At 63.4% G+C, this 25,937-nt stretch carries 28 protein-coding genes and 2 pseudogenes; 17 read left to right on the top strand and 13 right to left on the bottom strand.

Annotation, left to right across the window (positions count from 1 at the left end; translation table 11 throughout):
* Positions 1 to 107: 107 nt before the first annotated feature.
* Positions 108 to 551 carry a thiol-disulfide oxidoreductase DCC family protein gene (locus AC0L25_RS28985; RefSeq protein ID WP_473598612.1) on the top strand — a complete coding sequence of 148 codons (444 nt, stop codon included), beginning with the start codon at positions 108 to 110 and terminating at the stop codon, positions 549 to 551.
* Between the two features lie 73 nt (positions 552 to 624).
* Here the strand turns inward: AC0L25_RS28985 and AC0L25_RS28980 are convergent, their stop codons facing one another.
* The 3 genes from AC0L25_RS28980 to AC0L25_RS28970 all read right to left on the bottom strand — a co-directional run bounded on the left by AC0L25_RS28980 (position 625) and on the right by AC0L25_RS28970 (position 4,241).
* Entirely contained in the window at positions 625 to 1,002 is a 378-nt protein-coding gene (locus AC0L25_RS28980; protein ID WP_473598611.1) for a DUF1850 domain-containing protein, read from the bottom strand.
* Positions 999 to 3,101 carry a TRAP transporter permease gene (locus AC0L25_RS28975; RefSeq protein ID WP_473598610.1) on the bottom strand — a complete coding sequence of 701 codons (2,103 nt, stop codon included), beginning with the start codon at positions 3,099 to 3,101 and terminating at the stop codon, positions 999 to 1,001. The genes AC0L25_RS28980 and AC0L25_RS28975 overlap by 4 nt, the downstream gene beginning before the upstream one ends.
* Before the next feature lie 180 nt (positions 3,102 to 3,281).
* A complete protein-coding gene (locus tag AC0L25_RS28970; RefSeq protein ID WP_473598609.1) occupies positions 3,282 to 4,241 on the bottom strand; it encodes a TAXI family TRAP transporter solute-binding subunit in 960 nt (319 codons plus the stop codon).
* A gap of 241 nt (positions 4,242 to 4,482) precedes the next feature.
* On the opposite strand from AC0L25_RS28970, the gene AC0L25_RS28965 reads away from it, so the two are divergent.
* Positions 4,483 to 4,851, top strand: a complete 369-nt coding sequence (locus tag AC0L25_RS28965) for a YciI family protein (protein WP_473598608.1) — start codon at positions 4,483 to 4,485, stop codon at positions 4,849 to 4,851.
* Positions 4,852 to 4,858: 7 nt separating this feature from the next.
* Complete coding sequence (locus AC0L25_RS28960; protein WP_473598607.1) at positions 4,859 to 6,115, top strand: RNA polymerase sigma factor; 1,257 nt, start codon at positions 4,859 to 4,861, stop codon at positions 6,113 to 6,115.
* Positions 6,116 to 6,137: 22 nt separating this feature from the next.
* Here the strand turns inward: AC0L25_RS28960 and AC0L25_RS28955 are convergent, their stop codons facing one another.
* The 5 genes from AC0L25_RS28955 to hrcA form a co-directional block, all read right to left on the bottom strand.
* Positions 6,138 to 6,764 (bottom strand): glutathione S-transferase family protein, encoded by a 627-nt coding sequence (locus AC0L25_RS28955; protein ID WP_473598606.1) that lies wholly within the window; start codon positions 6,762 to 6,764, stop codon positions 6,138 to 6,140.
* A 200-nt stretch (positions 6,765 to 6,964) separates the two neighbouring features.
* Positions 6,965 to 7,945: a cysteine synthase A gene (gene cysK, locus AC0L25_RS28950; protein ID WP_473598605.1), complete on the bottom strand. Its 981-nt coding sequence runs from the start codon at positions 7,943 to 7,945 to the stop codon at positions 6,965 to 6,967.
* Between the two features lie 188 nt (positions 7,946 to 8,133).
* Positions 8,134 to 8,751, bottom strand: a complete 618-nt coding sequence (locus tag AC0L25_RS28945) for a LysE family translocator (protein ID WP_473598604.1) — start codon at positions 8,749 to 8,751, stop codon at positions 8,134 to 8,136.
* A 221-nt stretch (positions 8,752 to 8,972) separates the two neighbouring features.
* The gene (locus AC0L25_RS28940; RefSeq protein ID WP_029347942.1) at positions 8,973 to 9,170 is read right to left on the bottom strand and encodes a hypothetical protein; all 198 of its coding nucleotides are present in this window, start codon (positions 9,168 to 9,170) and stop codon (positions 8,973 to 8,975) included.
* A gap of 80 nt (positions 9,171 to 9,250) precedes the next feature.
* Positions 9,251 to 10,351: a heat-inducible transcriptional repressor HrcA gene (gene hrcA / locus AC0L25_RS28935; RefSeq protein ID WP_473598603.1), complete on the bottom strand. Its 1,101-nt coding sequence runs from the start codon at positions 10,349 to 10,351 to the stop codon at positions 9,251 to 9,253.
* A gap of 135 nt (positions 10,352 to 10,486) precedes the next feature.
* Here hrcA and rph point away from each other — a divergent pair, with 135 nt between their 5' ends.
* Genes rph through hemW form a run of 4 tightly spaced genes read left to right on the top strand, consistent with a single transcriptional unit; the run spans position 10,487 to position 13,450 of the window.
* The gene (gene rph, locus AC0L25_RS28930) at positions 10,487 to 11,203 is read left to right on the top strand and encodes a ribonuclease PH (protein WP_473598602.1); all 717 of its coding nucleotides are present in this window, start codon (positions 10,487 to 10,489) and stop codon (positions 11,201 to 11,203) included.
* A 14-nt stretch (positions 11,204 to 11,217) separates the two neighbouring features.
* Entirely contained in the window at positions 11,218 to 11,628 is a 411-nt protein-coding gene (locus AC0L25_RS28925) for a VOC family protein (protein WP_473598601.1), read from the top strand.
* Complete coding sequence (gene rdgB / locus AC0L25_RS28920) at positions 11,628 to 12,290, top strand: RdgB/HAM1 family non-canonical purine NTP pyrophosphatase (RefSeq protein WP_473598600.1); 663 nt, start codon at positions 11,628 to 11,630, stop codon at positions 12,288 to 12,290. The genes AC0L25_RS28925 and rdgB overlap by 1 nt, the downstream gene beginning before the upstream one ends.
* Positions 12,287 to 13,450: a radical SAM family heme chaperone HemW gene (gene hemW, locus AC0L25_RS28915; RefSeq protein WP_473598599.1), complete on the top strand. Its 1,164-nt coding sequence runs from the start codon at positions 12,287 to 12,289 to the stop codon at positions 13,448 to 13,450. Before rdgB ends, hemW begins: the two co-directional genes overlap by 4 nt.
* A 32-nt stretch (positions 13,451 to 13,482) precedes the next feature.
* On the opposite strand, the gene AC0L25_RS28910 is transcribed toward hemW, so the two are convergent.
* Both AC0L25_RS28910 and AC0L25_RS28905 read right to left on the bottom strand, forming a co-directional pair.
* Positions 13,483 to 14,388 carry an FHA domain-containing protein gene (locus tag AC0L25_RS28910; RefSeq protein WP_473598598.1) on the bottom strand — a complete coding sequence of 302 codons (906 nt, stop codon included), beginning with the start codon at positions 14,386 to 14,388 and terminating at the stop codon, positions 13,483 to 13,485.
* A 244-nt stretch (positions 14,389 to 14,632) separates the two neighbouring features.
* Positions 14,633 to 14,859: pseudogene (locus AC0L25_RS28905) on the bottom strand (transposase); the annotation flags it as partial.
* A gap of 109 nt (positions 14,860 to 14,968) precedes the next feature.
* Here AC0L25_RS28905 and AC0L25_RS28900 point away from each other — a divergent pair.
* Both AC0L25_RS28900 and AC0L25_RS28895 read left to right on the top strand, forming a co-directional pair.
* Entirely contained in the window at positions 14,969 to 15,292 is a 324-nt protein-coding gene (locus AC0L25_RS28900; RefSeq protein WP_473598597.1) for a low molecular weight protein tyrosine phosphatase family protein, read from the top strand.
* 76 nt (positions 15,293 to 15,368) lie between these two features.
* Positions 15,369 to 15,479: pseudogene (locus tag AC0L25_RS28895) on the top strand (EamA family transporter); the annotation flags it as partial.
* A 79-nt stretch (positions 15,480 to 15,558) separates the two neighbouring features.
* Here the strand turns inward: AC0L25_RS28895 and AC0L25_RS28890 are convergent.
* Positions 15,559 to 15,756 (bottom strand): hypothetical protein, encoded by a 198-nt coding sequence (locus tag AC0L25_RS28890; RefSeq protein ID WP_352955704.1) that lies wholly within the window; start codon positions 15,754 to 15,756, stop codon positions 15,559 to 15,561.
* Between the two features lie 167 nt (positions 15,757 to 15,923).
* Here AC0L25_RS28890 and rsmI point away from each other — a divergent pair, with 167 nt between their 5' ends.
* From rsmI to AC0L25_RS28875, 3 genes are all read left to right on the top strand, one after another.
* Positions 15,924 to 16,871 (top strand): 16S rRNA (cytidine(1402)-2'-O)-methyltransferase, encoded by a 948-nt coding sequence (gene rsmI / locus AC0L25_RS28885; RefSeq protein ID WP_473598596.1) that lies wholly within the window; start codon positions 15,924 to 15,926, stop codon positions 16,869 to 16,871.
* On the top strand, positions 16,864 to 17,241 hold the full coding sequence (locus AC0L25_RS28880; protein WP_473598595.1) for a YraN family protein: 378 nt from the start codon (positions 16,864 to 16,866) through the stop codon (positions 17,239 to 17,241). The genes rsmI and AC0L25_RS28880 overlap by 8 nt, the downstream gene beginning before the upstream one ends.
* Before the next feature lie 409 nt (positions 17,242 to 17,650).
* Positions 17,651 to 18,667 (top strand): tetratricopeptide repeat protein, encoded by a 1,017-nt coding sequence (locus AC0L25_RS28875; RefSeq protein WP_473598594.1) that lies wholly within the window; start codon positions 17,651 to 17,653, stop codon positions 18,665 to 18,667.
* Positions 18,668 to 18,684: 17 nt separating this feature from the next.
* Here AC0L25_RS28875 and AC0L25_RS28870 read toward each other — a convergent pair whose 3' ends face one another.
* Positions 18,685 to 19,011 carry a hypothetical protein gene (locus AC0L25_RS28870; protein ID WP_473598593.1) on the bottom strand — a complete coding sequence of 109 codons (327 nt, stop codon included), beginning with the start codon at positions 19,009 to 19,011 and terminating at the stop codon, positions 18,685 to 18,687.
* A gap of 267 nt (positions 19,012 to 19,278) precedes the next feature.
* Complete coding sequence (locus AC0L25_RS28865; protein ID WP_473598592.1) at positions 19,279 to 20,085, bottom strand: undecaprenyl-diphosphate phosphatase; 807 nt, start codon at positions 20,083 to 20,085, stop codon at positions 19,279 to 19,281.
* A 163-nt stretch (positions 20,086 to 20,248) separates the two neighbouring features.
* Here AC0L25_RS28865 and AC0L25_RS28860 point away from each other — a divergent pair, with 163 nt between their 5' ends.
* The 5 genes from AC0L25_RS28860 (at position 20,249) to AC0L25_RS28840 (ending at position 25,428) form a co-directional block, all read left to right on the top strand.
* Positions 20,249 to 20,941 carry a glutathione S-transferase family protein gene (locus tag AC0L25_RS28860; protein WP_473598591.1) on the top strand — a complete coding sequence of 231 codons (693 nt, stop codon included), beginning with the start codon at positions 20,249 to 20,251 and terminating at the stop codon, positions 20,939 to 20,941.
* Entirely contained in the window at positions 20,922 to 22,082 is a 1,161-nt protein-coding gene (queG, locus tag AC0L25_RS28855; RefSeq protein WP_473598590.1) for a tRNA epoxyqueuosine(34) reductase QueG, read from the top strand. The genes AC0L25_RS28860 and queG overlap by 20 nt, the downstream gene beginning before the upstream one ends.
* Positions 22,079 to 22,984 carry an SDR family oxidoreductase gene (locus tag AC0L25_RS28850; RefSeq protein ID WP_473598589.1) on the top strand — a complete coding sequence of 302 codons (906 nt, stop codon included), beginning with the start codon at positions 22,079 to 22,081 and terminating at the stop codon, positions 22,982 to 22,984. The genes queG and AC0L25_RS28850 overlap by 4 nt, the downstream gene beginning before the upstream one ends.
* Before the next feature lie 137 nt (positions 22,985 to 23,121).
* On the top strand, positions 23,122 to 24,216 hold the full coding sequence (gene mepA, locus AC0L25_RS28845) for a penicillin-insensitive murein endopeptidase (RefSeq protein ID WP_473598588.1): 1,095 nt from the start codon (positions 23,122 to 23,124) through the stop codon (positions 24,214 to 24,216).
* A gap of 195 nt (positions 24,217 to 24,411) precedes the next feature.
* Positions 24,412 to 25,428, top strand: a complete 1,017-nt coding sequence (locus tag AC0L25_RS28840; RefSeq protein ID WP_473598613.1) for a glucokinase — start codon at positions 24,412 to 24,414, stop codon at positions 25,426 to 25,428.
* The last annotated feature ends 509 nt before the right edge of the window (positions 25,429 to 25,937 follow it).

The following is a 25,937-nucleotide window of genomic DNA, read 5'->3' as shown; positions in this document are numbered from 1 at the left end:
CCCAGCCAGCAGGTTGAATCAAAATTGTCGTGATTCGGGAATCCCTACGATTCAATCAAATGACAGAACGCTCTAGTGTCGTTTGACACCAAGCAGCCGGGACCCGCGTGACCGCCCAGCCAGACCATCCTCCCGAAAAGCCAGTTTTCGATGCAAGCCAGCCGTTGATCGTGTTCGACGGCGTCTGCGTGCTGTGTTCTGGCTTCGTGCGCATGGTGGTCAGGCTCGACGGCAAAAGCCGCTTCCGCTTCGCCACGGCGCAGTCGCCGCTCGGCGAAGCGCTGTTTCGAAAATACGGGCTGCGGACGGAAAGCTACGAAACCAATCTGGCCCTCATCGACGGCGAGGCCTTCACGCGCCTGGACAGTTTCGTTGCCGTCATGGCCGAACTCGGCTGGCCGTGGCGGGCCGCGAGGTCTTTACTCCTGCTGCCGCGCCCGCTCCGCGACTGGCTCTACGATCGCATTGCGAAGAACCGTTACGCGCTGTTCGGCAGGAAAGAGAGCTGCGAGATTCCATCCGCCGAGTTGAAAGGGCGGCTGATTGGCTAGGCCGGCCACTGCAAGGCTTCTATCCTGCCCGATACCGCGGGCGGATCGGCACCCCCCTTGCCGGCATCGTCCGCTACCGCGGCTGGCTCGAACCTTCGCACGGCTCAAGCAAGATTGCGTCGCCTGCCGTCTTGGCGAGTTCGCGGCAGCCCTGAATCGTGCACAGCGTCCAGCCTTCACCCGTCGCGCCAGAGGCCGCGAGCGCAAGGCTTCGCTGCGGCGCCATCATGGGTTTATAGACCCACCAGCCGTCCCGCAGCACCGAGCCTTGCGGCGGTTCCATGCCGGCGCCCGAGCCCTTGATCCGTGCCTCGACGATCTGCAAGCCGAAGGGCGTCACCTTCCAGTCTTCCTGCCAACGCGTCTTTTCCACCGAATGCGTCCAGGCGAGCGTGAACGCAGCCACAGTGAGCGTCACGGTCTTGCCGGCGGCGAGGATACAGAGGCTCATGCGGTGCCGGACGCACACCGCGCGCGCCAGCAGTGCCAGCCGATCCAGGCGAAAGAGAGCGCCCAGCCGGCTTCGTCGGTGACAGGCAGCGCGGCAACCAGCAGCACGCCGGCGGCGAAGGCGACGAGACGTTCCCACCAGGCCATGCGCCGGGCAAGGAACCCGACGGCGGCTGCACCCCACAGGGCAATGCCCATGCAGGCCTTGAGGACGATATAGGCGACCTCGACCGGATAGCCGAACTGGGCGGCGGTCGGGCCGGGGTCCTGCAGCATCAGCGCCGGGGTGTAGACCGCCATGAACGGCACGACAAAGCCGGCGACGGCAAGCTTGGTGGCCTGGATGCCGATCTTGAGGCCGCTTTCCTTGGCCATCGGCGCGGCGGCGAAGGCGGCCAGCGCCACCGGCGGTGTGAGGTCGGCCATGATGCCGAAATAGAAGACGAACATGTGGCTGACCACCAGCGGCACACCGAGTGACAGCAATGCCGGCCCGGCCAGCGACGAGGTGATGATGTAGTTGGGGATCGTCGGGATGCCCATGCCGAGCACCAGGCAGGTGAGCATGGTCAGCACCAGCGACAGGAACAGATTGTTCTCGCCGATGGAGATGATCCAGCCGATGAAGGTCGAGGCGATGCCGGTGAGCGTCAAAGTGCCGATGACCACGCCGACGATGGCACAGGCGATGCCGACCGGCAGCGCATTCTTTGCCCCCTCGGCCAGCGAATCTATGCATATCTGCAGTGTCTCGCGCCCGCCCCTGAAGGTGACGCAGGCGACAATTAGCGCTGCGATCACAAAACTGAGGATATTGACGCCGAACCTCATGAAAGAGGCGGCGGCAAGCCCGAGCGCCAGCCAGAAGACGATGCGGAAGGCAAGCGGCCCGATCAAAGCCGCCAGCGGCGTGCCGAGGATGAGCACGATCGTCAGCGCCAGACCCATGGTGCCGGCGAAGATCGGCGTATACCCGGCAAACAGCAGATAGATGAGCGCCGCCAGCGGCAGCACCAGCGGCCAGTGCCTTCTCACCGCGTCCCACGGATTGGGCAGGTCCGCCTTGGCCATGCCCTGCAGGCCGGCCTTGCCGGCTTCCAGGTAGACCTGCCAGAAGCAGGCGCCGAAATAGAGCAGCGCCGGGATGATCGCTGCCTTGACCACCTCGGCATAGGGGATGTTCAGCGTCTCGGCCATGATGAAGGCGACCGCGCCCATCACCGGCGGCATGATCTGGCCGCCCATCGAAGAGGTCGCCTCGACGGCGCCGGCGAAAGCCGAACGGAAGCCGAAGCGCTTCATCAGCGGAATAGTGAACTGGCCGCTGGCCACCACATTGGCGACGCCGGAACCGGAAATGGTGCCCATCAGCGCCGAGGACAGAACGCAGACCTGGGCCGGGCCGCCGCGCCACGTGCCGACCAGGCCGAGGGCGAAATCGTTGAACAGCGCGATCATGCCGGCGCGTTCGAGAAAGGCGGCGAAGACGACGAAGATGAAGATATAGGCGGCCGAGACGTAGACCGGCGTGCCGTATATGCCTTCGGTGCCAAAGGCGAAGGTGTCGATGAGCTGAGCGAAATCATAGCCACGATGGATGAAGGGCGGCGGCAGATGATTGCCGAAGAAAGCGTAGGCGAGAAAGATCAAAGCGATCAGGGCAAGCGGCAGCCCCATCAGCCGCCGCGCCGCCTCGAAGACCAGAACGACCAGCACCGTGCCGACGATCAGGTCCGGCGTGGTGAGGAAGCCGGAGCGCCGGATGAGGTCGGCATAAAACACCCAATTGTACAGGCCGGTGGCGAAGCCGAGCAAGCCGAGCGTCCAGAACGCTGCTTTGGCCGGTATGCTTGTGGCGCGCAGATTGGCGATCAGGGCAAAGCCGAGCAGCAGCAAGAAGCCGACATGCATGGCGCGCACCACCTGGCTCGGCAGGCTGCCATAGGCGGCGATGTAAATTTGGAAAATGGAGAAGGCGATGGCGATGAGAAAGGCGGCCTTGCCGGCGATGCCGTCGCCGAAACCCGGCGGCAAGCCTTCGACCGGGGCTTCGGCGGTGGGGGAGAGAACGGTCGGGGTTTCGAGACGGGCGTCGGTCATTGGCGGGTTCCCGGCGGGGCGCAATCCCTCCCCCTTGAGGGGAGGGTGGACAGTCGCCGAAGGCGGATGGACGGGTGGGGTAACCTCAACTGCCTCGACCTTTGCCTGAATGATGGAGCGCGTCGCCGAGGACCCCTCCCGGCCCTACGGGCCACCCTCCCCTCGGGGGGAGGGAGCGCCCTACTTCACCAATCCCTTTTCCTTGTAATACCGCTCGGCGCCGGGATGCAGCGGCACCGGCATGCCGTCGAGCGCCTTGGCCATGTCGATCGCCTTGGCGGCAGCGTGGGCAGCAGTGAGCTGGTCGAGGTTTTCGAACAGCAGCTTGGTCATCTGATAGGCAGTCTCGTCGGAAACGTCGGCGTGGGTGATGAGGAAATTGCCGACGGCGGCGGTCGCGACATCCTCGGTCTGGCCTTCATAGGTGCCCTTGGGAATGGTCACCGAAAGATAAGGCGAGCCGATCTTGGCGACGTCCTCCGCCGGGACGGCAACGACGTTGATCGGCACCGACGTGGCGAGGTCGCGGATCGAGGCGACGCCGAGGCCGGCCGACTGCAGCGTGGCGTCAAGCTGACGGTTTTTGATCAGCTCTACCGATTCGGCGAAGGGCAGATATTCGACCCGTCCAAGATCCTCGTATTTCAGCCCGGCGGCGGCGAAGATGGCGCGGGCGTTGAGCTCGGTGCCGGAGGCCGGCGCGCCAACCGACAGGCTCTTGCCCTTGAGGTCGGCGAGCGTCTTGATGCCGGACTCCTTGCTGGCAACGATCTGGATGTAGTTGGGATAGATGGCGGCGATGCCGCGCAGCTTGTCGAGCTTGCCCGGGAAGCCGGCCTCGGTATTGCCCTCGGCGGCCAGTTTGACGGCATCGCCGAGCGCGAAGGCGATCTCGCCTTTGCCCTGCTGCAAAAGGTTGAGGTTCTCGACCGAAGCTTTCGTCGCCTGCACCTGGGTGCGGGCGCCTTCGATGCCCTTGCCGTAGATTTCCGACAGCGCGACGCCGAGCGGATAGTAGACGCCCGAGGTGCCGCCGGTCAGCACGTTGATGAATTCCTGCGCCTTGGCCGACACCGCGCCGAGGCCAAGCGACAGCGACAGCGCGCCGGCGGCAATAAACTTCGTCCTGAAATTGAGCATGTGATTTCCTCCCTGAAATATTTACCACCGCACGACCCGGGGCGAGTTTAGACAGCGGGCAGGAAATGCCAACCCGCAATTGCGCCGATTAGACCAACGGTTGATGGCCGCAGGACATGCAGGCTTGCGCGAGACGCCATCCGGACCGAAAGATTTCTGCAGCGCCTGTCGAAATCGGGTGAGGCCGCGCGACATTGGATCGGCCGGCAATGACGCGGCCTTCGAACCACGGGAGAAGACCATGCGATACATGCTTTTGATCTACAATGACGAAGCCGCAATGGCGAATGCGCCGCGCGCGAACACCGAGCAGACCCTCGCGGCCTATGGCGCTTACACCGAGGCGTTGAAGAAATCAGGCGCGTGGCTGGCCGGCGACCGGCTGCGCCCGACCCAGGCGGCCACCTCTGTGCGGATGGCTAACGGCAAGACCAACGTGCTCGACGGCCCGTATGCCGACACCAAGGAACAGCTTGCCGGCTTCTACATGATCGAGGCGACAGACATCGACACGGCCATCGAATGGGCGGCGCGCTGTCCGGCAGCCAGCACCGGCACGGTCGAGGTGCGACCGATCTGGGAAATGACGGAGTACTTATCTGAGAAATGACCATGTGATGGGCGGTCGCCCGGAGATCGCGCGGGCGGCGGCGGAAGCGGCCGCCCGGCAAAGCTACGGCAAGCTGGTCGCCTATCTGGCCGCGCGCATCCGTGACGTGACCGGCGCCGAGGACGCACTGGCCGACGCCTTTGCGGCGGCGCTGGAACGCTGGCCGCAAACCGGAGTGCCCGAGAAGCCGGAAGCCTGGCTGCTGGCGGTGGCGCGCAGACGCCGCGTCGATGCGATCCGGCGGCGGCTGACCAGCGAGGCGGGCCGCGACCATCTCAGGCTGATCGCCGAGGAGATCGAGGCACGCATGGCCGATGAAGACCTGCCCGACGAGCGGCTGCGGCTGATGTTTGCCTGCGCCCATCCGGCGATCGAAGCCGGCGTGCGCGCGCCGCTCATCCTGCAGGCCATTCTGGGCTTCGACGCGGCAACGATCGCCTCGGCCTTCCTGGTATCGCCGGCAACGATGGGCCAGCGCCTGGTGCGCGCCAAAAGCCGCATCCGCGAGACCGGCATTCCGTTCCGTGTGCCGGAGCGGGCAGAGCTTGGCGAGCGGCTGGATGCGGTGCTGGAAGCGATCTACGCCGCGTTCGCCGAAGGCTGGTCCGACCCGGCCGGCACCGAGACCCGACGCCGCAATCTCGCCACCGAAGGCATCTGGCTCGGCCGGCTGGTGGCGTCGCTGATGCCGGATGAGCCGGAAACGCTCGGCCTGCTGGCGCTGATGCTGTTTGCCGAGGCGCGACGTGCGGCGCGGCGCAACGCCGCCGGAGACTATGTGCCATTGGCCGAGCAGGAGCTCGCGCTGTGGGACGGCGCCTTGATCGACGAAGCTGAGACCCTACTGAGGCGCGCCGCGACCAGGGGCGTCGTCGGCCGCTACCAACTCGAGGCAGCCGTGCAATCCGCCCATACGACGAGGCGGCTGACCGGCCGGACCGACTGGATCGCGATCAGACATCTTTACGACGCGCTGTCGGTGATTGCCGCCTCGCCTGTTGTATCGATCAACCGCGCGGTAGCCATTGCCGAGGCCGACGGCGCAGCGGCAGGATTGAGCGCACTTGACGAGCTTGGCGACGACAAGCGGCTGCCTGATTATCAGCCTTATTGGGCCGCCCGCGCGGGCCTCCTGGCCAGGCTCGGCAAAACTCGGGAAGCGGCGGCAGCCTATGACCGGGCGACCGGTCTCGAACGCGACCCGGCTGTGCGCCGGTTCTTGCAGGAACTGCGGGCTGGGCTCGGCCGCGCGGAAAAAGACTGAGCTGCGGTTGAGCGGGACCTGTTCAGACCGGCCACATGGCGTGGGAGGCGTTCAGCGTCCTCATCACCTGATGCTCCCGCAATTTGGCCCACAGGCGTTCGATGTTCGGCCAGGCGGTGCGGACTTTTCCGACCTCGGGATGCCAGGCCACCAGCATGACGAGATAGATGTCGGCCAGCGTGAGCCGGTCGCCGACCAGCCAGTCCCGGCTTTCGAGGGCAGCATCGAGAATGGCGAAGCCGCGGTCCATTTCCGAGATCGCCGCCTGCTTGACGGCTTCCACGCCGCCGGAATCGGCCGTGTAGCGATGGGCGTAGTAGAACCGCAGGTCAGCCTGATAGATGACCGACGACATGAAGGTCATCCAGCGCAGAAAGTCGGCGCGGGCGGGTGAACTCACCGCCGGCGCCAGAGCTGCATCCGGGTGGCGCTCGGCAAGCAGGATGCAGATCGCCGCCGATTCGGTCATTGAGCTTCCGTCCGGCAAGATCAGGACCGGCACCTGGTTCAAGGGACTGATGTCGAGAAAGGCCTGATCGGGCGAGGCCGACTTCGGAACGTCGATCTGGTCGAAAGGCACGCCCGCCAAAGCGAGCGCCGCCTCGACGACAAAGCCGCCGGTGTTGGGGCGCGTATAAAGCCTGTACATCAAATTCTCCGCCGGCCTGCAGGTCAGCGGCGATTTGAACCGGAAGCACCGCTCCACTCAAGTGAGCGACGCCCGCCACAGGTGTTTTTTCAGCGGTCCAGACCGAAGTGTCGGTGCGGAACTTTTGATGCCGGCAGGACAGAGGGGGCGCGAAGGATCGCTACGAATCCGTCCCTATCGGGAATTCCCGTGTCAAAAAATTAAGCACCCAGCCCTTCGAACAGGATCGTCGACAAATAGCGTTCGGCGAAGGACGGGATGACGACCACGAGGTTCTTGCCCTTGTTCTCCGGCCGTGAGCCGACGACGATCGCCGCCTGCAGGGCGGCGCCCGAGGAGATGCCGACCGGCACGCCTTCGAGACGGGCGACGAGCCGCGCATTGGCGACCGAATCCTCGTTGGAAACCTTGACGATTTCATCATAGATCGTCGTATCGAGGATCTTCGGCGCGAAGCCGGCGCCGATGCCCTGGATCTTGTGCGGGCCGGGCTGGCCGCCCGACAGCACCGGCGAGGCTTCCGGCTCGACGGCGACGACATGCACGGAGGGCTTGCGCTGCTTCAGCACCTGGCCGACGCCGGTGATGGTGCCGCCGGTGCCGATGCCGGCGACGAATATGTCGACCTCGCCATGGGTGTCGTTCCAGATTTCCTCGGCCGTGGTGCGGCGGTGGATTTCCGGATTGGCCGGATTCTCGAACTGCTGCGGAATAATGGCGTCGGGCAGCGTCGCGGCCAGCTCATCGGCCTTGGCGATGGCGCCCTTCATACCTTTCGGCCCTTCGGTCAGCACCAGTTCGGCGCCGAGCAGCGCCAGCATCTTGCGGCGTTCGACCGACATGGTTTCCGGCATCGTCAGGATCAGTTTATAGCCCTTGGCGGCGGCGGCAAAGGCAAGCGCGATGCCGGTATTGCCCGAGGTCGGCTCGATCAGCGTGGTCCTGCCGGGCGCAATCCTGCCCGATGCCTCCAGCGCCTCGATCATCGAGACGCCGATGCGATCCTTGACCGAGCCGATCGGGTTGAAGAATTCAAGCTTGGCCAGCAGATTGGCAACGACGCCCTTTTCATTTGCGAACTTGTCGAGCCGCACCAGCGGTGTGTCGCCGATCGTCTCGGTGATCGAATTGTAGATGCGGCCGCGGCCGGGCATATGCACGGTGGTGGCGGGCTTGTTCATTGGTTTCGCTCCCAAGAGTTACGCGGGCAAGGTCGGTGTCGGGCAAGAGTCAGGCAACTAGGTCTCGACAAGGCAGGATAAAGCCTTCGGCCGCGCAAGATAGCCTGCCGTTTGAAAATATCCGAGTGGGTCGCATTCTGAAAACACCCTCGCCCCGGAAAAGCGTTTCAGGCGTGGCCAAAACTGGCCTATTGCCGGGCGGCGATCGCGGCGGCCGCTCCGACCATGAAAGCGGCGGCGGTGCGGTTCAGCGCCCTCAGCGCTCGCGGCGACTTCAGAAGACCGCGCGCCTTGGCTGCCAGCGCCAGATAGGGCACCAGCACCACCAGCAGCACGACGAGCGTGAGCGCGACGAGGATGCCGTAGTCGGCGAGCGTGATGGTCTTAAGATCGACGATGGTCGGCGTGATGGCGAGATAGAAGATCATCGTCTTAGGATTCCCGAGCGTGACGGCAAGGCCGGCAATGAAGCTCGACAACAGTCCGCCCCTGCCTTTCTTCGCCTCCACCGTTTCGGGCGTGATGCCGCTGGTCCAGAAGCGCCAGCCCAGGAACGCGAGATAGGCGACGCCCAGCCATTTGATCGCCAGGAAGGCCATGCCGAAGGTCTGCGCGACGAGAGCAAGGCCGAGCACCACGGCCGTGAGATAGGTGAGATCGCCGAGCATCAGTCCGAAGGACATGGCGAGCGCCGAGCGAAAGCCGGACCCGAGCGCACGCGCAATAAGCGCGGTCAGCCCCGGGCCAGGAATGGCGGCGGCGATACCTAGGGCCGCGCTATAGGCGAGGAATCCGGTGAGGGTCATGGTTTCGGCCTTAGTCTAGCGCATGACCCCAAAAAACGGGATCGACCTTCTAGACTGAGCCTTTTAAGACTGGGGCCTTGTCGCACAAAGGTGGGCCGGCCGTGTACGCCCTGAGGGACGGTTTCGATTGCACCAGCGCCGCCGGCCAGGCGAACGCGCCGATCAAGACGGGCTTTGCCGTAAGTGACGCGCCGGCAAATCGACCATATTGTCTTTCAGGCTCAGTTTCCGGCCGCGTAAAAATCGTCGTCGAGGCGCTTTTCCAGCGCGACGAGATCGGCGGGCAGCGGCAGGCCCATGGCGCGCATCTCCCTCAGCTTTTCGCGCAGTTGTTCCTGCACTTCATGCTGATCCTCGGGCTGGTTGATCATCTGCTCGAGCAGCAGGCTGATCTGGGCTTTGAATGATTCCAGCGCCACTTTTTTCTCCTTGAGGTCCCCGAAAGCGTGTCGCGTTTGAAGGGATTCGTGCGACGCGCTTTGGTTTTGGGCGACATGTATTACCGCAGCATGCGCGAAATAAGCTGCGCGGTATAGTCGACCATCGGCACGATGCGTGCGTAGTTCAGCCGGGTCGGGCCGATGACGCCGAGCGCGCCGATGACGCGGGCGTCCTTGTCGCGATAGGGCGCCACGACCAGCGACGAGCCCGACAGCGAAAACAGTTTGTTTTCCGAGCCGATGAAGATGCGCACGCCGGAGCCTTCCTCGGCGAGGTCGAGAAGCTGGATCAGCCCGTTCTGCGTCTCCAAATCCTCGAACAAATGCCGCAGCAGCTCGATGTCGGCCTGGGCGGTGACATTTTCCAGCAGGTTGGCGCGGCCGCGCACGATGAGACGCGCCGGCAGGCCGCTTTCGGCGCCGGCCCAAACCGCAAGGCCCTTCTCGACCAGATCCTGCGACAGCGTGTCGAGGGCGGCCTTGGTCTCCTCCTTGATACGGGCGATCTCGACCCGCGCCTCGGCCAGCGTGCGGCCGCGGATATGGGCGTTGAGGAAATTCGAGGCTTCGTGCAGTTGCGAGACGGTGATGCCGGCGGGCAGATCGACGACGCGGTTTTCGACGTCGCCGTTCTGCGAGACCAGCACGGCCAGCGCCTTATTCGGCTCGAGCTGGATGAACTCGATGTGCTTGAGCGCCACCTCGTTCTTGGCGGCAAGCACGAGGCCGGCGCCGCGCGACATGCCGGACAGCATCTGGCTGGCCTCGGTGAGCATGTGCTCAAGCGTCGCGCCCGAGCCGGAGGCGCGCACCTGCGCCTCGATGGTGCGACGCTCCTCGTCGGAGAGGTCGCCAAGCTCCATGAAGGCATCGACAAAGAAGCGCAGGCCGGCCTGGGTCGGCAATCGGCCGGCCGAGATATGCGGCGCATAGATCAGGCCGAGATGCTCGAGATCGCTCATCACGTTGCGAATGGTGGCGGGCGACAGCGAAGACGGCAGGATACGCGACAGGCTGCGTGAGCCGACCGGCTCGCCGTCCTTCAGATAGGAATCGACAATGCGCCGAAAGATGTCGCGCGAGCGCATGTCGAGCGACTGGAGTGCGGGCGACTGAAGCACTGCCGCCGACTGGGAACCGGGATCGACTGCCTTGGTCATTCGAGCCAAATACCTCCGGCCCAAAGATATAGACTTCGGCCACACCGGCGCAACCGGCCATTTTCCTTTGCGCCCTGCGCCCCATGCGGCTACAAGCCGGCCACGATTCCGAAAAAAGATAGGAAAAAAGACTGAATGCGCCCTTCTAAACGCCAATTCGACGAAATGCGCGCCATCTCCTTCGAGCGCGGCGTCTCCAAGCACGCGGAAGGTTCATGCCTGGTGAAGTTCGGCGACACGCATGTGCTGTGCACGGCCAGCCTCGAGGAAAAAGTGCCGGGCTGGATGCGCAATTCCGGAAAGGGCTGGGTGACGGCGGAATACGGCATGCTGCCGCGCTCGACCGGCGAGCGCATGCGCCGCGAGGCTTCGGCCGGCAAGCAAGGCGGCCGCACGCTGGAAATCCAGCGGCTGATCGGCCGTTCGCTGCGCGCCGTGGTCGACCTGCAGACGCTCGGCGAGCAGCAGATCACCGTCGACTGCGACGTGATCCAGGCCGATGGCGGCACGCGCACCGCCTCGATCACCGGCGGTTGGGTGGCGCTCCATGACTGCCTGCGCTGGATGGAAGCCCGGCAGATGGCCAGCGTCGGCAAGGTGCTGAAGGATCATGTCGCGGCGATTTCCTGCGGCATCCATGACGGTCAGCCGGTCATCGACCTCGACTATCTCGAAGACTCCTCGGCCGGCACCGACGCCAACTTCGTCATGACCGGCAAGGGCGGCATCGTCGAGATCCAAGGCACGGCCGAGGGCGAGCCTTTCTCGGAGGAGCAGTTCACGGCGCTGATGGAATTGGCCAAGAAGGGCATTCAGCGACTGGTCAGCCTGCAGCAGATGGCTGTAGCTTAGCCTTCGGTTCTGTCATGACACCCTCTGCAATCCTCGAATCGGCCCTATACGTCACAGACCTCGCTGCTGCGGAAACCTTCTACACCGATGTGCTTGGGCTCGATCTGCTGGGCAAGGTCGACGGCAGGCATCTTTTCTTCCGTTGCGGGGACGGCGTGCTGCTCATCTTCAACGCCGAGGCCACCAAGGTGCCGCCGGCGCCCGATGCCAAGCTGAAAGTGCCGCCGCACGGCACTGTCGGCGACGGCCATCTCTGCTTTGCGGCAAGCGCGGACGAGATCCTGCGCTGGAAAGCGCATCTGGAAGCGAAGAAGATTGCCATCGAAAGCGAGTTCGAATGGCCGCAAGGCGGCCGCTCGATCTATATTCGCGACCCTTCCGGCAATTCGATCGAATTCGCCGAGCCAAGAATCTGGGGCATCTGATGCATTCGCTTGATGGGCATAGAATTGTCGTTGCAAGCCACAACGCCGGCAAACTGCGGGAATTTGCCGATCTGATGGCCCCATTCGGCATAGAAGCGAAGTCGGCCAAGGAATACGGCCTGCCGGAACCGGACGAAACCGGCACCACCTTCGAGGAGAACGCCTACATCAAGGCTTTTGCCGCCGCCAAGGCGACAGGCATCCCGGCATTGTCGGACGATTCCGGCCTGTGTGTCGATGCGCTGGGCGGAGCGCCCGGCGTCTACACCGCCAACTGGGCCGAGGCGCCGGACGGGTCCCGCGACTTCGGCATGGCGATGCAGCGAGCGGAAGTGGCGTTGCAGGAAGTCGGCGCGGTTGATCCGACGCAGCGCAAGGGCCGCTTCGTCGCCGTTATCTGCTTGGCCTTTCCCGACGGTGCGGCCGAATACTTCCGCGGCGAGGTCGAGGGCACGCTGGTGTGGCCGCCGCGCGGCGAACTCGGCTTCGGCTACGACCCGGTGTTCGTGCCGGACGGTTTCGAAAAGACCTTCGGCGAGATGACCGCAGAGGAAAAACATGGCTGGAAGCCCGGCCAGGCGACGGCATTGTCGCACCGCGCCCGCGCCTTCCAGAAATTCGCGCAGGCCAGACTGGATTTGGCACGATCGGCCGTGAAATGACCATGCTGCTCGACCGCGGCCCCGGCTTCGGCGTCTATATTCACTGGCCGTTCTGCGCGGCCAAGTGCCCCTATTGCGACTTCAACAGCCATGTCCGCCACCAGCAGGTCGACCAGGAGCGCTTTGCGCGCGCCTTCGAGACCGAGCTTGCGACGATGCGCAACCGCACCGGACCACGCGAGGTGACCAGCATTTTTCTCGGCGGCGGCACACCGTCGCTGATGAAGCCGGAAACCGTGGCGACGGTGCTGGACGCGGTGGCGAAGAACTGGGCGGTGCCTGCTGGCATCGAGGTGACGCTGGAAGCCAACCCCTCCTCGGTCGAGGCCGAGCGCTTTCGCGGTTACCGGGCGGCGGGCGTCAACCGCGTGTCGCTTGGCGTGCAGGCGCTGAACGACAAGGATCTGCGCTTCCTCGGTCGGCTGCACAATGTCGATGAAGCGCTGCATGCAATCGGCCTGGCACGTGAGATCTTTCCGCGGCTATCCTTCGACCTGATCTACGCACGGCCCGGCCAGACAGCTGAAGCGTGGCAGGCGGAACTCGAGCAGGCTATCGGCCACGCCGCCGACCATCTGTCGCTCTACCAGCTGACCATCGAGGAAGGCACGCCGTTCCACGCGCTGCATGCGGCCAAGAAATTCGCTATTCCCGACAATGATCATGCCGCCGATCTCTATGCGCTGACGCAGGAGATCACCGCCGCGCAAGGGCTGCCGGCGTACGAGATTTCCAACCACGCCAGATCAGGTGCGGAGAGCCGGCACAATCTCACCTATTGGCGCTATGGCGAATATGTCGGCGTCGGTCCAGGCGCACATGGCCGCTTCGTCGAAAACGGCCGCCGCGTGGTGACCATCGCGGAGAAAATGCCGGAGACCTGGACCAATCTGGTCGAGGCCAAGGGCCATGGCGTCACCGGCGGCGAGATCCTGACGCGCTCGGAAGAGGCCGACGAGTTCCTGCTGATGGGGCTGAGGCTGACTGAGGGCATCGACCTCTCCCGCTACGAAGCGTTTTCCGGCCGCGGCCTGTCGACCGCTCGGCTGTCGATGCTGCAGGGCGAGGGGCTGGTGGCGCCGATCGGCAATGCCCGCCTGCGCGCCACCCCGGCCGGCATGATCGTGCTGGATGCGGTGGTGGCGGACCTGGCGCGGTAGAGCATAGGCCAGGAGCTGAACTGCTGGCGCGCCTATTTTAGGCTGAAAACCTCGATCATCTCGGCGCGCCCTTTGACCTCGTGATAGCCGCAGGACTTGAAATATTGTCTACCTTCAGGCCAGTGCTCGACGAATTGGGCGCTGACCAACAGCGGCTTTTCCAGTTTTCGCGTCAATCCCTCAATACGAAAGGCCAAATTCACGGCATCGCCCAACGCGGTGTTGATGCCTTTGCCCATAGCGCCGATAGCAACTTCACCTACATGAAGGCCAATGCGGCAGTCGAGTACGATGTCTTGTTGTTCCCTGACCAGTACTCGGGTTGGCGACGTAGCCGCGTCTTCCGCAGCGCGGAGCGCCTGGGCAGCCTGAACCGCAGAGACACAGACATCCGCTCCGGTCCCGTGCCAATAAGCAAATACACAATCACCGATGAATTTGTCGATCGAGGCACCGTAGTGCTTCAAAATCGCATTGCAGTCCATATACCACTCGGCCAAGAGGGCCGCCACCTGTTCCGGGGATAGCCTTGCGCTAATTCCGGTAAACTCCTTCAAATCAGCAACGAACAGGGTGGCCGGCCGGCTCTTAGGCGCTGCCGGGTTGCCCCATTGAGTTTTTGTATTCGCCGCTTGCGAATCTAGATCGGGGGCAGTCGTGCCCTGTTCGAAAAGAAAAATCGATCTGCCGAACTGGACGCGATCGCCGGTGTGCAGCACACGCGCAGTTGTGAGCGCCACGTCATTCACATAACTGCCATTGGCACTGCCGACATCAACAACCCAGTAGTTCGCGCCGTCGCGCCGGATCGTTGCATGCTGGCGCGAAACTTCCCCGTCTGCCAAGCATATGGTCGCATGGTCGCCACGACCAATCAGGTTGAAATCTCCCAGCCTATAGGCCTCTCTGTTGCTCAGTGCGGTTAAAGTTGCCGACATAATCCTCTCCCGTACGCCCAAGCGCACACGCAGGGTCCAACATAACACGGAGCGTTACGAACAGAGGCTGGCGGCCCATCATAAAAAAAGCTTAGCGAGCGGAATTGCGGCCCGAGTTCCATGGGGAGCGCCGAGCCTTTCCGGCGAACAAAGTTGAATCTCCATCCGTGTTTAAAAGCGGCCCGAATTTGAAACCCTACGAAAGCAAATGCTAGAGAGCCTGAACCAAAAAGAAGGTTTTACATCAAGCTCTTGCGAGCCCGCGTGTGAGCAGGCGAATGTGAGCGACGTATATCCAGGCTTCTGCGGAAGCGATGGATCTCTCCCAGTGGCCAGCCTGCGGCATCGGCTGAGCCATGCGAATGTGCGCTCCACGACCCAGCGGCGCGGCAGAACGTCGAAGCCTTTGGCTTTGCCCGTCCGCTTGACAATCTCCAGGGTGAACGTGCCGATCTTTTGCATCGCCCCCTTCGATTCTCAAAAATCAGAAAGTCATATCAAAAGTTAAGATACCGAGCCTGAGCGAGCAGTTTATATCGTATGTAGGAATGAACCTCAGAGCGAGTGCAAGAACAAGCTGGTGAAAAACGTCCTCTTCGTCTGCAGCCAGAACCGCTTGCGCAGTCCGACCGCGGAACAGGTGTTTTCTGGTCGCAGGGATATCGACGTCGCATCGGCCGGCACCAACCACGATGCCGACACCCCGTTGACGCACGACCTCGTCTCTTGGGCCGACATCATCTTCGTGATGGAAAAGGCGCACCGCGCCAAACTGCAGAAAAAATTCAAGGCCAGCCTGAAGAAGGCTCGCGTGATCTGCCTCGATATTCCGGACGACTATGAGTTCATGGACCCGGGTCTGGTGCGTCTGCTGGAAGCGCGCGTCTCGAAGTATCTGGGTTAAATGATGTGGCCGAGCGTTTCCCCCACGCTTTTGAGAGAAACGTCTCGGCCAATCGCGAAGATTGCGGTAGTCAGGCGTCGTGCTTGTGGCGGCGCTTGGCGTGGTCTTTCTCGGGATCCGCCTCACCGGAGCGAGCCGGCTTGGCATCGCCCTTGTCGCGGCGGGCGCGGTGTTGATCGCTTATCGGATTTGGGGGCGCTCCATTGCGGGAGCTTTTCGTTTCAAGGCGGGTGATGAAAATGTCGAAGCGATTGGGCATCGTCTGGTCAGTGCTCCATCGTGCTGTCGGTGCCGGTCGAGGGCTCGATTTCCAGGTTGGTTGCCTTTGAAGGACGACGCTTTCGCGGTTCTTTGGCCGGACCCGCGCCGGCTTTGGCGGGCTGGCTCTTGTCCTTTCGCGCGGCGAAGCGCTTGCGCCCTGCATAGTAGGGTTCGAAAACGTCTTGTATCTTGAGACTGTCCATCCTGCTCCTCCCGAGATCAGGGGTAAATCCGCCGGGCACGGTTTCGTTCCGTACTGTGGCGAAGGCATGGCGACCGCTTGACTTCGGCACCGGTTTTGCAACCAGGCGTGAGCCGTGCCAAACAGGGCCGAATGCATTCAAGTGTCAGAGCCTGACGGGGGACACCGGTGACCGGCGAGTTGGCAAAACGCAGCTACGTGATCGGCCAGACCGAAATACCAGCCCGGCCGCTCGCGCCGGCGCTCTACCTGGTAGCGACGCCGATCGGCAATCTCGCCGACATCACATTACGCGCGCTTGAAACGCTCGCCGCCGCCGACATCGTCGCCTGCGAGGACACGCGGGTCAGCCGTGTGCTGCTCGACCGTTACGGCATCCGCCGCCGCACCACGGCCTATCATGAGCATAATGCCGGGGAGGCCGGGCCTAAGTTGATTGCAGCACTCGAAGCCGGACAGAGCGTGGCGCTGATTTCGGACGCCGGCACGCCGCTCATCTCCGATCCCGGCTACCGATTGGTCGGCGAAGCGCTCGGTCAAGGCATTCGCGTCGTGCCGATCCCCGGCCCATCGGCGCCGCTTGCGGCGCTGACGGCATCCGGCCTGCCTTCCGACGCCTTTCTGTTTGCCGGCTTCCTGCCGGTGAAGACTGGACAGCGGCTGGCGCGGCTGGAAGCGCTGAAAGCGGTGCCGGCGACGCTGATATTCTTCGAATCGCCGCGCCGGCTGGCCGAGACGCTCAGTGCCATGGTCGAGGCGCTGGGCGGTCCCCGCAGGGCCGCGATCGGCCGTGAGCTGACCAAGACGTTCGAGGAACTGCGGACCGGCACCTTACAGTCGCTCGCCGACCATTACGCGGCAGCCGACACGCCGAAAGGCGAGATCGTCATCTGCGTCGGCCCGTCGGAAGCAACGGCAGACGAACCGGCCGATATCGACCGGCTTCTGCTTTCGCTTGCCGCCGAGATGCCGGCCTCCAAGGCGGCGGCGGAAGTCGCCAAGATGACCGGCGGCCAGAAACAGGCGCTTTATCGGCGGCTGCTCGAACTCAAGGATACTGGGAAGGACCGGGACACCGGGAAAGAGGGCGACACCGAGAAAGACGGCGATGGCTGAACGCCCGGCCGCCAGCCGCCAACGCGCCTATCGGCGCGGCCACCGCAGCGAGTGGCTGGCGGCGGCGGCGTTGATGGTGAAAGGCTATCGGATCCTGGCGCGCCGCCACCGCACGCGGTTCGGCGAGATCGACCTGATCGCGCGGCGCGGCGACCTGGTGCTGATCGTCGAGGTGAAGGCGCGCCGCACACTGATGGAAGCCATGGAGGCTATCGCTTACGAATCGGAGCGCCGCATCGAAAGCGCCGCCGATTTCTGGCTGTCGCGCCAATCCGATTATGGAAGATTGTCGGTGCGCTTCGACATGGTCGCGGTGCTGCCGTGGCGCTGGCCGGTGCATGTCGAGAATGTTTTTTACGGGCGGAACTAGGGTCAGGCCTTATTGGTCGGCGCTGCGGCAATCCTATATGGGATCCGGATCGCAGCGCACTGAACTACCACGTGGAACGCTCTATCGCGCTTTGTACCCGAAACCGAAGCGCCCGGCATACCTCACGATCGCTACCCGCAGATTTACGGCACTGCCTCTCCTGAACCGCGCGAGATTAAAGGCAGGCGCGGCCTGATATTTGTAACCGCTGTACTGGCGATCATTGCCGGGCGAAATTGTCGCCGCGCTACAGCTGAAGCTCGTCCCGGGAAAAGCAAACCTCGCCGTGTCCGGTGACACTGACGATCCGGAAGCTTACCAGGCGTTTCGGCGCGCTATCGAGGCGCGGCGCACGGAAACACTGTCGGGCACGGTGGAAGCATCGGGTTACCTTCGCCAGGCCTTGGCGTTGGACGCCGATTTCGGCGCGGCGGCGGCGGAATTGGCATGGCTTCACTGGGATGCCGACGACGCGAGGAGACTGGCTCTCGGACTCAGTTGGGACGAAATCGACGACGAGCTCTACGGCAGTCTGGCCATCGCTGCCGGAAATCCGTCTCCCGGTTACTATCAGCTGATTTCCGAACTTCTGGTCCGGGAGCATAGGTCCGACGAGGCGGTGGCTGCCCTGCAAAAAGCGATAGCGCTCGACCCGAGCGATTCCTGGACCTACGAAGGGCTGAGCCAGGCCCTCAACTTCAACGGCAGGCCGGCCGAGGGGCGAACCTTTCTCGATGCGGCCTTACGCGTCGACCCCGGATGGACGGAGTGGCGACACTACCAGGCTGGCTTGGCGGCGTTCGGCCAAGGACGCTACGAGGAGGCGGTCGCGCAGCTCGAGCAGGTTGATATCCGGGCGCCCAATCCGTGGACGAAGTTCTACGGCCTGCATGTTCTTGTCGCGGCGCTTGCGCATCTCGATCGCCTGCCGGAAGCGGCCTCGGCCCTGGAGCAGCTCCGAAGCGTGCTGTTGGAAAGGCAGGAGGGTCAGCCGAACCTGCTGATCGCGCAGCAGTTCTTCGTCTACAAGCGACCGGAGGACATCGCTCGCCTGCTCGATGGCTTGAGGAAGGCGGGGGTTTCCGAGCTTCCCACCGGAATGGAACCGGAATCCGCTGAACGGATGAACGGCGTCGACATCGGCAATCTCGTAATCGGACACGAGCTGACGGGACGCCAGATTCTGCCAAATGTCTCAGCCTACCATGCTGTGGTTGCGGCCGACGGCAGCGTGACCAGAACAGTTGGTGAGGAGGTCGTGACCGGTCGGATGTGGGTGCAGGGCGACAGCCTGTGCAGCGCAGATCCGCGTAAGCTGACGGGCTGTGGCGCTGTGTTCCGCAACCTGAGCGGCACATCTGAAGCCACGAACGAATACATACTTCTGTCTCGCTTCAAGCGTTACGAATTCTCGGTGACGAAGTAGCAGCAACTTCGCTGCGCCTACAGCGGCCATGAGAGATTGAGGTTCATTTCGCTCACGCCTTCGGTTCCGTACGGGCCACAGCGCTTCAATGCGTCCGCGAAGTCCCTGGCCAAGGCCTTGAACGTCTGGGTCTGTGGCGCAACGTCGACGATTTCGATGGCGCTGACGTGCCCCTCGCGCGTGAAGCTGACGTGGACATCTGCGCTGAAGCTGATCCCGCGCATCGCCGTCTGCGTAGGCCAGCAGCTTGCTGCTCGTTCAAGAACGTGACGGTTCAGACTGTCCCCAGCGGACGCGGTGGTCGCCGCGCCGATCACAAGAATTCCCAAGACGCGATTGATCATCCCTATATCTCCTCAGTTCGACGTCCGAAGCGTGTGGGGACGGCGTGCGAGAGAGAACGCGAGAGGTCGTTCGAAGTCATGAAATCGGCGTGAAAAAGTTCTGAAGAGTGGTGAACGCAGTCGATTTCGGCTACGGAATGCACCAGTAGTAAGGACGACTCTGCGAGGACGGCTTGGGTTGGAGGGACAGGTCTACGCTGGTCGTCTCCCCAGCATTAGCCGGCATTGCTAGGCCAAACGAACAGAGCCCTGGGCGAAATTGCCGCCTTACCCCCAGACGAACAGCGCCGCCAGGCCGACGGTGCCGATGACCAGCCGCCACCAGCCGAACAGCGAATAGCCGTGGCGCGAGACGTAGTTGAGCAGGAAGCGCACGACGATAATCGCCGCGACGAAGGCGGCGATGAAACCGGCGGCGATGACGGGCAGATCGGCACTGGTCAGCACATTGCGGTTCTTGAACAGGTCGAAGGCGAAGGCGCCGACCATCGTCGGCATAGCAAGGAAGAAGGAGAATTCCGCAGCCGCCCGTTTGTCGACACCCAGAAGCAGCGCGCCGACGATCGTGGAGCCGGAGCGCGACGTGCCGGGAATCAGCGAAAGGCACTGGAACAGTCCGATCTGCAGATAGAGCCGGAGCGGAAACCGCTCGACGTCATGGTAGAGCGGCTTCGGCTTGAAGCGATCTACCCACAGCAGGACGACGCCGCCGATGATCAGCATGACGCAGATCAGCCTCGGCGATTCAAACAGCACCGTCTTGATGAAGCCATGCCCCAGTGCGCCGATGACGGCCGCCGGCAGGAACGCGACGAGGATGCCGACGACGAAATGCCGCGTCACCCGATCACGCGGCAGATCGACCAGCATCTGCCACAGGCGATGGAAATAGACGCTGAGGATCGCCAATATGGCGCCGAGCTGGATCAATATCTCGAAGGCCTTGCCGGTCGAATGGAAGCCGAGAAAATGGCCGGCAAGCAGAATATGGCCGGTTGACGAGACCGGAATGAACTCGGTCATGCCCTCGATCATGCCGAGCAGCAGCGCTTCGACGATGGTCTGGCTTTCCATGTAAACCTCGACGTTCGAGTGAGGGCTTTGAAGAACGGCTTGCTTGTCATGGCGCGGAACTCCTCCTATAGGTCGCAGCACCCTGACGGCCACCTGAATCGGGGCGGCCAAGACTTACCGGCGCAGCCGGCGATTTGCCAGTGCGCTCTATTATCGCGGGACCATGCTGACGCTTTTCCACCACCCGATGTTCGCCACCTGCCGCTTCGTTCGCCTCGCTTTCGGCGAGTATGGCGAGGAGCTGGCGCTGATCGAGGAAAAGCCGTGGATGCGGCGCAAGGAGTTCCTGGCGCTGAACCCGGCCGGCACGCTGCCGATCCTGCTTGCCGAGGGCGACGTGCCGATCGTCGGTGCCATGGTCATCGGCGAATATCTCGACGAGACGCGCGGCGTGCTCAAGCGCGACAAGCGGCTGTTCGCCGAGGACCCAATGGAGCGCGCCGAAATCCGCCGGCTGACCGACTGGTATCTCAACAAGGCCGATAGCGAGGTGACCCGGCACCTGGTGCGCGAACGCGTGCTGAAGCCGATCATGCCGGAAACGGCGGGCGGCGGTTCGCCGGATTCGGCGGCTATCCGTGCCGCGCGCGCCAATATCCGCCAGCACATGAAATACACCAACTGGCTGGCCGGCACCCGCCATTGGCTGGCCGGCAACAAGGTTACCTATGCCGACCTCGCGGCTGCGGCTGCGCTGTCCGTGCTCGACTATCTCGGCGAGATCGACTGGCGCGAACACGCTGCCGCGCGCGAATGGTATGCACGGGTGAAATCACGGCCATCGTTCCGGCCGCTTTTGTCCGACCGGGTGCGCGGCCTATCGCCGGTGTCACATTATGCGGACCTCGATTTCTAGAGCGCAAAACCTGCGCGCGCTGATCGACCGCGAGGCACGGCGCGCCGGTTTCGATGCCGTTGCCGTCACCACGCCAAATGCCATCCCGCAGGCGCCTGCTCGGCTGGCCGAATTCGTCGCCGACGGCTTCCATGGCTCAATGGGCTGGATCGCCGAGACGCTCGAGCGCCGCGGCGAGCCGACGGCACTTTGGCCCGAGGTTCGCTCGATCGTCGTGCTGGCCATGAACTACGGGCCCGACCACGACCCGCGCGCGGTGCTGGCGAAGCGCGACCGCGGCGCGATCTCCGTCTATGCGCAGAACCGCGATTATCACGACGTGATGAAAGGCCGGCTGAAAGAGATCGCCGGCAAGATCGTGACGCGCGCCGGCGGCGACGTAAAGGTATTCGTCGACACCGCCCCGGTGATGGAAAAGCCGCTGGCAGAAGCCGCCGGCCTCGGCTGGCAAGGCAAGCACACCAATCTGGTCAGCCGCGAGCACGGCTCCTGGCTGTTCCTCGGCACCATCTTCACGACAGCTGAGCTTGCGCCCGATACGCCCGAGGACGACCATTGCGGCTCCTGCCGCGCCTGTCTCGATGTTTGTCCGACCGACGCCTTTCCGGCTCCCTACCGGCTCGATGCGCGACGCTGCATCTCCTATCTCACCATCGAGAATAAGGGCCCGATCCCGCATGAGTTCCGGGGAAAAATCGGGAACCGCATCTATGGCTGCGACGACTGCCTAGCCGCCTGCCCATGGAACAAGTTTGCCCAGGCTGCGTCGGAGGCAAAGCTCGTCGCCCGCGCGGACTTGCGCGAGCCGCCGCTCACCGATCTCTTGGCGTTCGACGACGCTGCTTTCCGGTCGTTCTTCAGCGGTTCGCCAATCAAGCGCATCGGTCGCGACCGCTTTGTCCGCAATGTGCTGATCGCCGCCGGCAATTCCGGCGAACCCTCGCTCGGCAACGCCGTGCGCGCGCTACTCAGCGATGCCTCGCCTCTGGTACGCGGCGCGGCGGTATGGGCGCTGTCGCGGCTTGTGCCAGAGACTGAATTCGCCGAACGTGCCACCGCTGCACTGAAAGCAGAAAGCGACGAGGCCGTGCAACGCGAATGGCGCTTGGCGCTGGCAGATCAAATCGAGGCGCCTGTATGAGCGAGAAGCAAATCTTCATTTTCGGCGCCGGCTATTCGGGCAAGGCGTTTGCCCGCGCCCACAGGGATGACGGCACGATCATTGGCACGACACGCGCAGCGGAGAAATTCGAAGCGCTGCAGCAAGGCGGGATCCAGCCGCTGCTTTTCGATGGCGCGCTGACGCCCGAAATCCGTAACGCGCTCGAGAAAACAACCCATCTCGTCGTCTCGGTGGCGCCGGAAGAGGCCGGCGACCCGGTGCTGAATGCGGCGCGCGAGACAATCGCGGCGGCGATGCCGGCGCTGGAATGGATCGCCTATCTCTCCACCGTCGGCGTGTATGGCGACCAAGGCGGCGGCTGGGTGGACGAGATCGCCGAATGCCGGCCGGTGTCGAAGCGCTCGATGATGCGTGTCGCCGCCGAGCGGGACTGGCTGAAACTGGGTCAGGACATCGGCCGGCCGGTGGCGATTCTGCGGCTGTCCGGCATTTACGGACCGGGACGCAATGCCCTGGTCAATCTGGAAAACGGCACAGCGCGGCGGCTGATCAAGCCGGGCCAGGTGTTCAATCGCATCCATTGCGACGATATTGCCGGGGCGCTTTGGCATCTAATCGGAGACAATCGCGGCGGCATCTTCAACATCACCGACGACCTGCCGGCGCCGCCGCAGGACGTCGTCGCCTATGCCGCCGGGCTGATGGGCGTTACACCGCCGCCCGAAATTCCGTTCGAGACCGCCCAGCTTTCGCCCATGGCGCGGTCCTTCTATGGCGAGAACAAGCGTGTCGCCAACACGGCGATCAAGGCTGCCGGCTATCGCTTCCGCTTTCCCGACTACCGGGCGGCCTTCGACCATATGTGGGCTGAGGGCAACTGGCGCGACGGCGAGGCGCGCAGCCCGATGAAGCGGTCGTGATCGAAACCGCGCGCCGGGCGTGATATGATTCGACTTCATTCGCGGAGGGGTTCTGCTTCATGAAAACGTTGAAGCGATCATTGCCCGGTAGAACGCTGCTGCTAGAGCGCGTCGCAACGCGCTTTAGATCTCTGTTTATGCGTGTCGTTGTCCCAAAACCGCTGCGCAGTTTTGGGCGACATGCATTGGCAGCACTCGCCGTTCTCGCCACAGCAGGGCTTGCACCACGACCTGCAGCGGCCGAAGAGCTGGCGAAAAACCTGTTCGGCGCCAAAAAACTGCCGGCCGTGGCTGCGCCGCAGTCGATCGGCTTTTATTCCAAGGGCTGCTTTGCCGGCGGCGTCGCCATTCCCCTGAACGGCCCGAAGTGGGAGGTTATGCGGCCTTCGCGCAACCGCCGCTGGGGCCATCCGACGATGATCGCGCTGATCGAGAAACTGTCGCGCGACGCCGCGGCCGATGGCTGGCCCGGCCTGCTGGTCGGCGACATTTCGCAGCCGCGCGGCGGCCCGATGCTGAGCGGCCATGCCTCGCACCAGATCGGCCTCGACGCCGACATCTGGCTGACGCCGATGCCCGATCGCAGGCTTTCGATCGAGCAGCGCGAAAACATGAGCGCCACCTTGCTTGTCGACGAAAAGACCCATTTGGTGAAGGATGCGCTCTGGATACCGGCGCATATGCGGCTCCTGAAGCGCGCGGCAAGCTACGCGGAAGTCGAACGCATCCTGGTCAATCCCGGCATCAAGAAGAAGCTCTGCGACACGGTGAAAGGCGACCGCGCATGGCTGCGCAAGGTCAGGCCGTTCTGGGGCCACGATTATCACTTCCACATCCGCATCGGCTGCCAGCCCGGCTCGCCCAATTGCAAAGCGCAGGAAAACACGGCGCCAGGCGACGGCTGCGACCAGTCGCTGGCATGGTGGTTCACCGAGGAACCGTGGCGTCCCAACAAGAACCCGGACAGGCCGAAAGCGCGCGACGTGATGACGATGGCGAGCCTGCCCGCGGCGTGCCAGGCCGTGCTCGACGGGCCAGATCCGGCTTCGGCGGAGGCGGTCACCTATTATGGCGACGGCGTGCCGGTCGCGACTGCACCCGTTCTCACGAAGGCTCCGTCGCCGGCGCGGGCATCCGTCAGCGGCGCGGCAGCGCTCCCGGCCTCGGTCAACGCCTTCGCGGCAACGCCCGAGATTGGCATTCCATTGCCGCGACCGCGGCCGGGGGACTGACGCGATATTGGGAAGGCGGTCGATCGCGCTTGTGGCCCCTACCTGCGCGAAGCGTGCTCCGCGAGGACGGGGTAAAGCGCCTGGTGAAGTGCTGCCATCTCGTTCAACGTCGAAAACCGATTTCCCTTTCCCGGGTCATGCGCTAGTCAACGAAAGAACGGCGGAACGCCACTGGGAACCGGGATGGACGAGAGCATGCCAGGCGACGACATAGCGCTGCAGTTTCCGGTCCTAATCGGCGACATTGGCGGCACCAATGCACGCTTTTCGATCGTGCTCGACGCGAACTCGGTACCAACCGAACCGCAGATCGTCCAGACCGCCAATTTCAACACGATCGACGAGGCGATCCAGGCGGCGGTGCTCGACCGCTCGTCGGTCCGGCCCAACTCCGCCGTGCTGGCGGTGGCCGGCCCGGTCGACAGCGACGAGATCCCGCTCACCAACTGCCCGTGGATCGTCAAGCCGAGAAAGATGTTTGCCAGCCTCGGCCTCAGCGACGTCGTGGTGCTCAATGATTTCGAGGCGCAGGCGCTGGCCGTCGTGGCGCTCGGCGAAGAGCATATGGAAAAGATCGGCGGCGATGCGCCGGAGCCCAATGCGGGACGGGTGGTGCTCGGTCCCGGAACCGGGCTTGGCGTCGCCGGCCTGGTCCACGCGCTGAACCACTGGATACCAGTGCCCGGCGAGGGAGGACACATGGACATCGGGCCGCGCTCGCCGCGCGATTTCCAGGTCTTTCCGCATATCGAGAAGCTCGAGGGCAGAATCTCCGGCGAACAGATCCTGTCCGGACGCGGCCTGGTCAATGCCTACCGGGCGGTGGCCAAGGCGGATGGCAAGCCGGCGCCCTTCACCACGCCGGCCGAGGTCACCGCCGCGGCACTGGCCAAGTCAGATCCGGTGGCCGAGGAAGCGCTGTCGATGTTCGTCACCTGCCTGGGGCGCACCGCTGGCGACCTTGCGCTGGTGTTCATGAGCCGCGGCGGCGTCTTCCTGACCGGCGGAATCGCGCAGAAAATCCTGCCGGCGCTGAAAACCGGCAATTTCCGCGCCGCCTTCGAGGACAAGGCGCCGCACAGCGAACTGATGCGCACCATGCCCGTCTATGTGATCACCCATCCACTGGCGGCGCTCTCCGGGCTCGCGGCCTATGCCAGGAACCCGTCGCTGTTCGGCGTCCAGACGGCAGGGCGGCGGTGGCAGGCCTAGCCCACGCGCGCGCGTCGTGTGGCATCGTCGCGAAGGCGACATGCGCTCCGAGCGTACTAAAGTGTTGATAGAACCCCCGTTATAAGTATGAAGCAAAAACCAATAACCCAGATGGAGATCAGAATCTTTGCCTCTCGCTTTCTATGAGTGAAGAAATAATTGAGGTACCGCCCCTGCTTGTCCATAAGGGGAAGATCTTGAAATACGATATATCCGACAAGAACTATAAACAGCGATACAGGTATAAACGCACCAAATCCAAACACGTTGGTAAGAAAGCCATTTGGACCGACCATTTCTTGCATTCCTGATGGCCTCCGATGGGTTCATGTCGGGAAGCTCCCGCCTCTGGACCGCACTATCCCAGCATATCGCCGTTCAATATCAGCTCGGTTAACGGCCGCTCACCGCCAGCTACGGTCATCAAAAACCCCTAGAGCATCGGACGTTCAAGTGAGTCCATACCCTGCTGCTGTGAAGTAGTTTCTGCATTCAACTGGCGAGAACAG

The organism is Mesorhizobium sp. WSM4813 (genome assembly GCF_055811555.1).
The sequence above is the reverse complement of the archived record's forward strand: the minus strand, read 5'-3'. Positions and strand labels throughout refer to the sequence as shown.

Excerpts from the sequence above, each read along its gene's own strand:
- AC0L25_RS28865 (WP_473598592.1), bottom strand. The coding sequence starts at position 20,085 with ATGGAAAGCCAGACCATCGTCGAAGCGCTGCTGCTCGGCATGATCGAG.
- AC0L25_RS28925 (WP_473598601.1), top strand. The coding sequence starts at position 11,218 with ATGACACCCTCTGCAATCCTCGAATCGGCCCTATACGTCACAGACCTC.
- cysK (WP_473598605.1), bottom strand. The coding sequence starts at position 7,945 with ATGAACAAGCCCGCCACCACCGTGCATATGCCCGGCCGCGGCCGCATC.
- rph (WP_473598602.1), top strand. The coding sequence starts at position 10,487 with ATGCGCCCTTCTAAACGCCAATTCGACGAAATGCGCGCCATCTCCTTC.
- AC0L25_RS28945 (WP_473598604.1), bottom strand. The coding sequence starts at position 8,751 with ATGACCCTCACCGGATTCCTCGCCTATAGCGCGGCCCTAGGTATCGCC.
- AC0L25_RS28965 (WP_473598608.1), top strand. The coding sequence starts at position 4,483 with ATGCGATACATGCTTTTGATCTACAATGACGAAGCCGCAATGGCGAAT.
- hrcA (WP_473598603.1), bottom strand. The coding sequence starts at position 10,351 with ATGACCAAGGCAGTCGATCCCGGTTCCCAGTCGGCGGCAGTGCTTCAG.
- hemW (WP_473598599.1), top strand. The coding sequence starts at position 12,287 with ATGACCATGCTGCTCGACCGCGGCCCCGGCTTCGGCGTCTATATTCAC.
- AC0L25_RS28955 (WP_473598606.1), bottom strand. The coding sequence starts at position 6,764 with ATGTACAGGCTTTATACGCGCCCCAACACCGGCGGCTTTGTCGTCGAG.
- AC0L25_RS28870 (WP_473598593.1), bottom strand. The coding sequence starts at position 19,011 with ATGATCAATCGCGTCTTGGGAATTCTTGTGATCGGCGCGGCGACCACC.
- queG (WP_473598590.1), top strand. The coding sequence starts at position 20,922 with ATGCGGACCTCGATTTCTAGAGCGCAAAACCTGCGCGCGCTGATCGAC.
- AC0L25_RS28890 (WP_352955704.1), bottom strand. The coding sequence starts at position 15,756 with ATGGACAGTCTCAAGATACAAGACGTTTTCGAACCCTACTATGCAGGG.
- AC0L25_RS28960 (WP_473598607.1), top strand. The coding sequence starts at position 4,859 with ATGGGCGGTCGCCCGGAGATCGCGCGGGCGGCGGCGGAAGCGGCCGCC.
- AC0L25_RS28970 (WP_473598609.1), bottom strand. The coding sequence starts at position 4,241 with ATGCTCAATTTCAGGACGAAGTTTATTGCCGCCGGCGCGCTGTCGCTG.
- AC0L25_RS28840 (WP_473598613.1), top strand. The coding sequence starts at position 24,412 with ATGCCAGGCGACGACATAGCGCTGCAGTTTCCGGTCCTAATCGGCGAC.
- AC0L25_RS28975 (WP_473598610.1), bottom strand. The coding sequence starts at position 3,101 with ATGACCGACGCCCGTCTCGAAACCCCGACCGTTCTCTCCCCCACCGCC.
- AC0L25_RS28850 (WP_473598589.1), top strand. The coding sequence starts at position 22,079 with ATGAGCGAGAAGCAAATCTTCATTTTCGGCGCCGGCTATTCGGGCAAG.
- AC0L25_RS28880 (WP_473598595.1), top strand. The coding sequence starts at position 16,864 with ATGGCTGAACGCCCGGCCGCCAGCCGCCAACGCGCCTATCGGCGCGGC.
- AC0L25_RS28910 (WP_473598598.1), bottom strand. The coding sequence starts at position 14,388 with ATGTCGGCAACTTTAACCGCACTGAGCAACAGAGAGGCCTATAGGCTG.
- AC0L25_RS28980 (WP_473598611.1), bottom strand. The coding sequence starts at position 1,002 with ATGAGCCTCTGTATCCTCGCCGCCGGCAAGACCGTGACGCTCACTGTG.
- mepA (WP_473598588.1), top strand. The coding sequence starts at position 23,122 with ATGCGTGTCGTTGTCCCAAAACCGCTGCGCAGTTTTGGGCGACATGCA.
- rdgB (WP_473598600.1), top strand. The coding sequence starts at position 11,628 with ATGCATTCGCTTGATGGGCATAGAATTGTCGTTGCAAGCCACAACGCC.
- AC0L25_RS28860 (WP_473598591.1), top strand. The coding sequence starts at position 20,249 with ATGCTGACGCTTTTCCACCACCCGATGTTCGCCACCTGCCGCTTCGTT.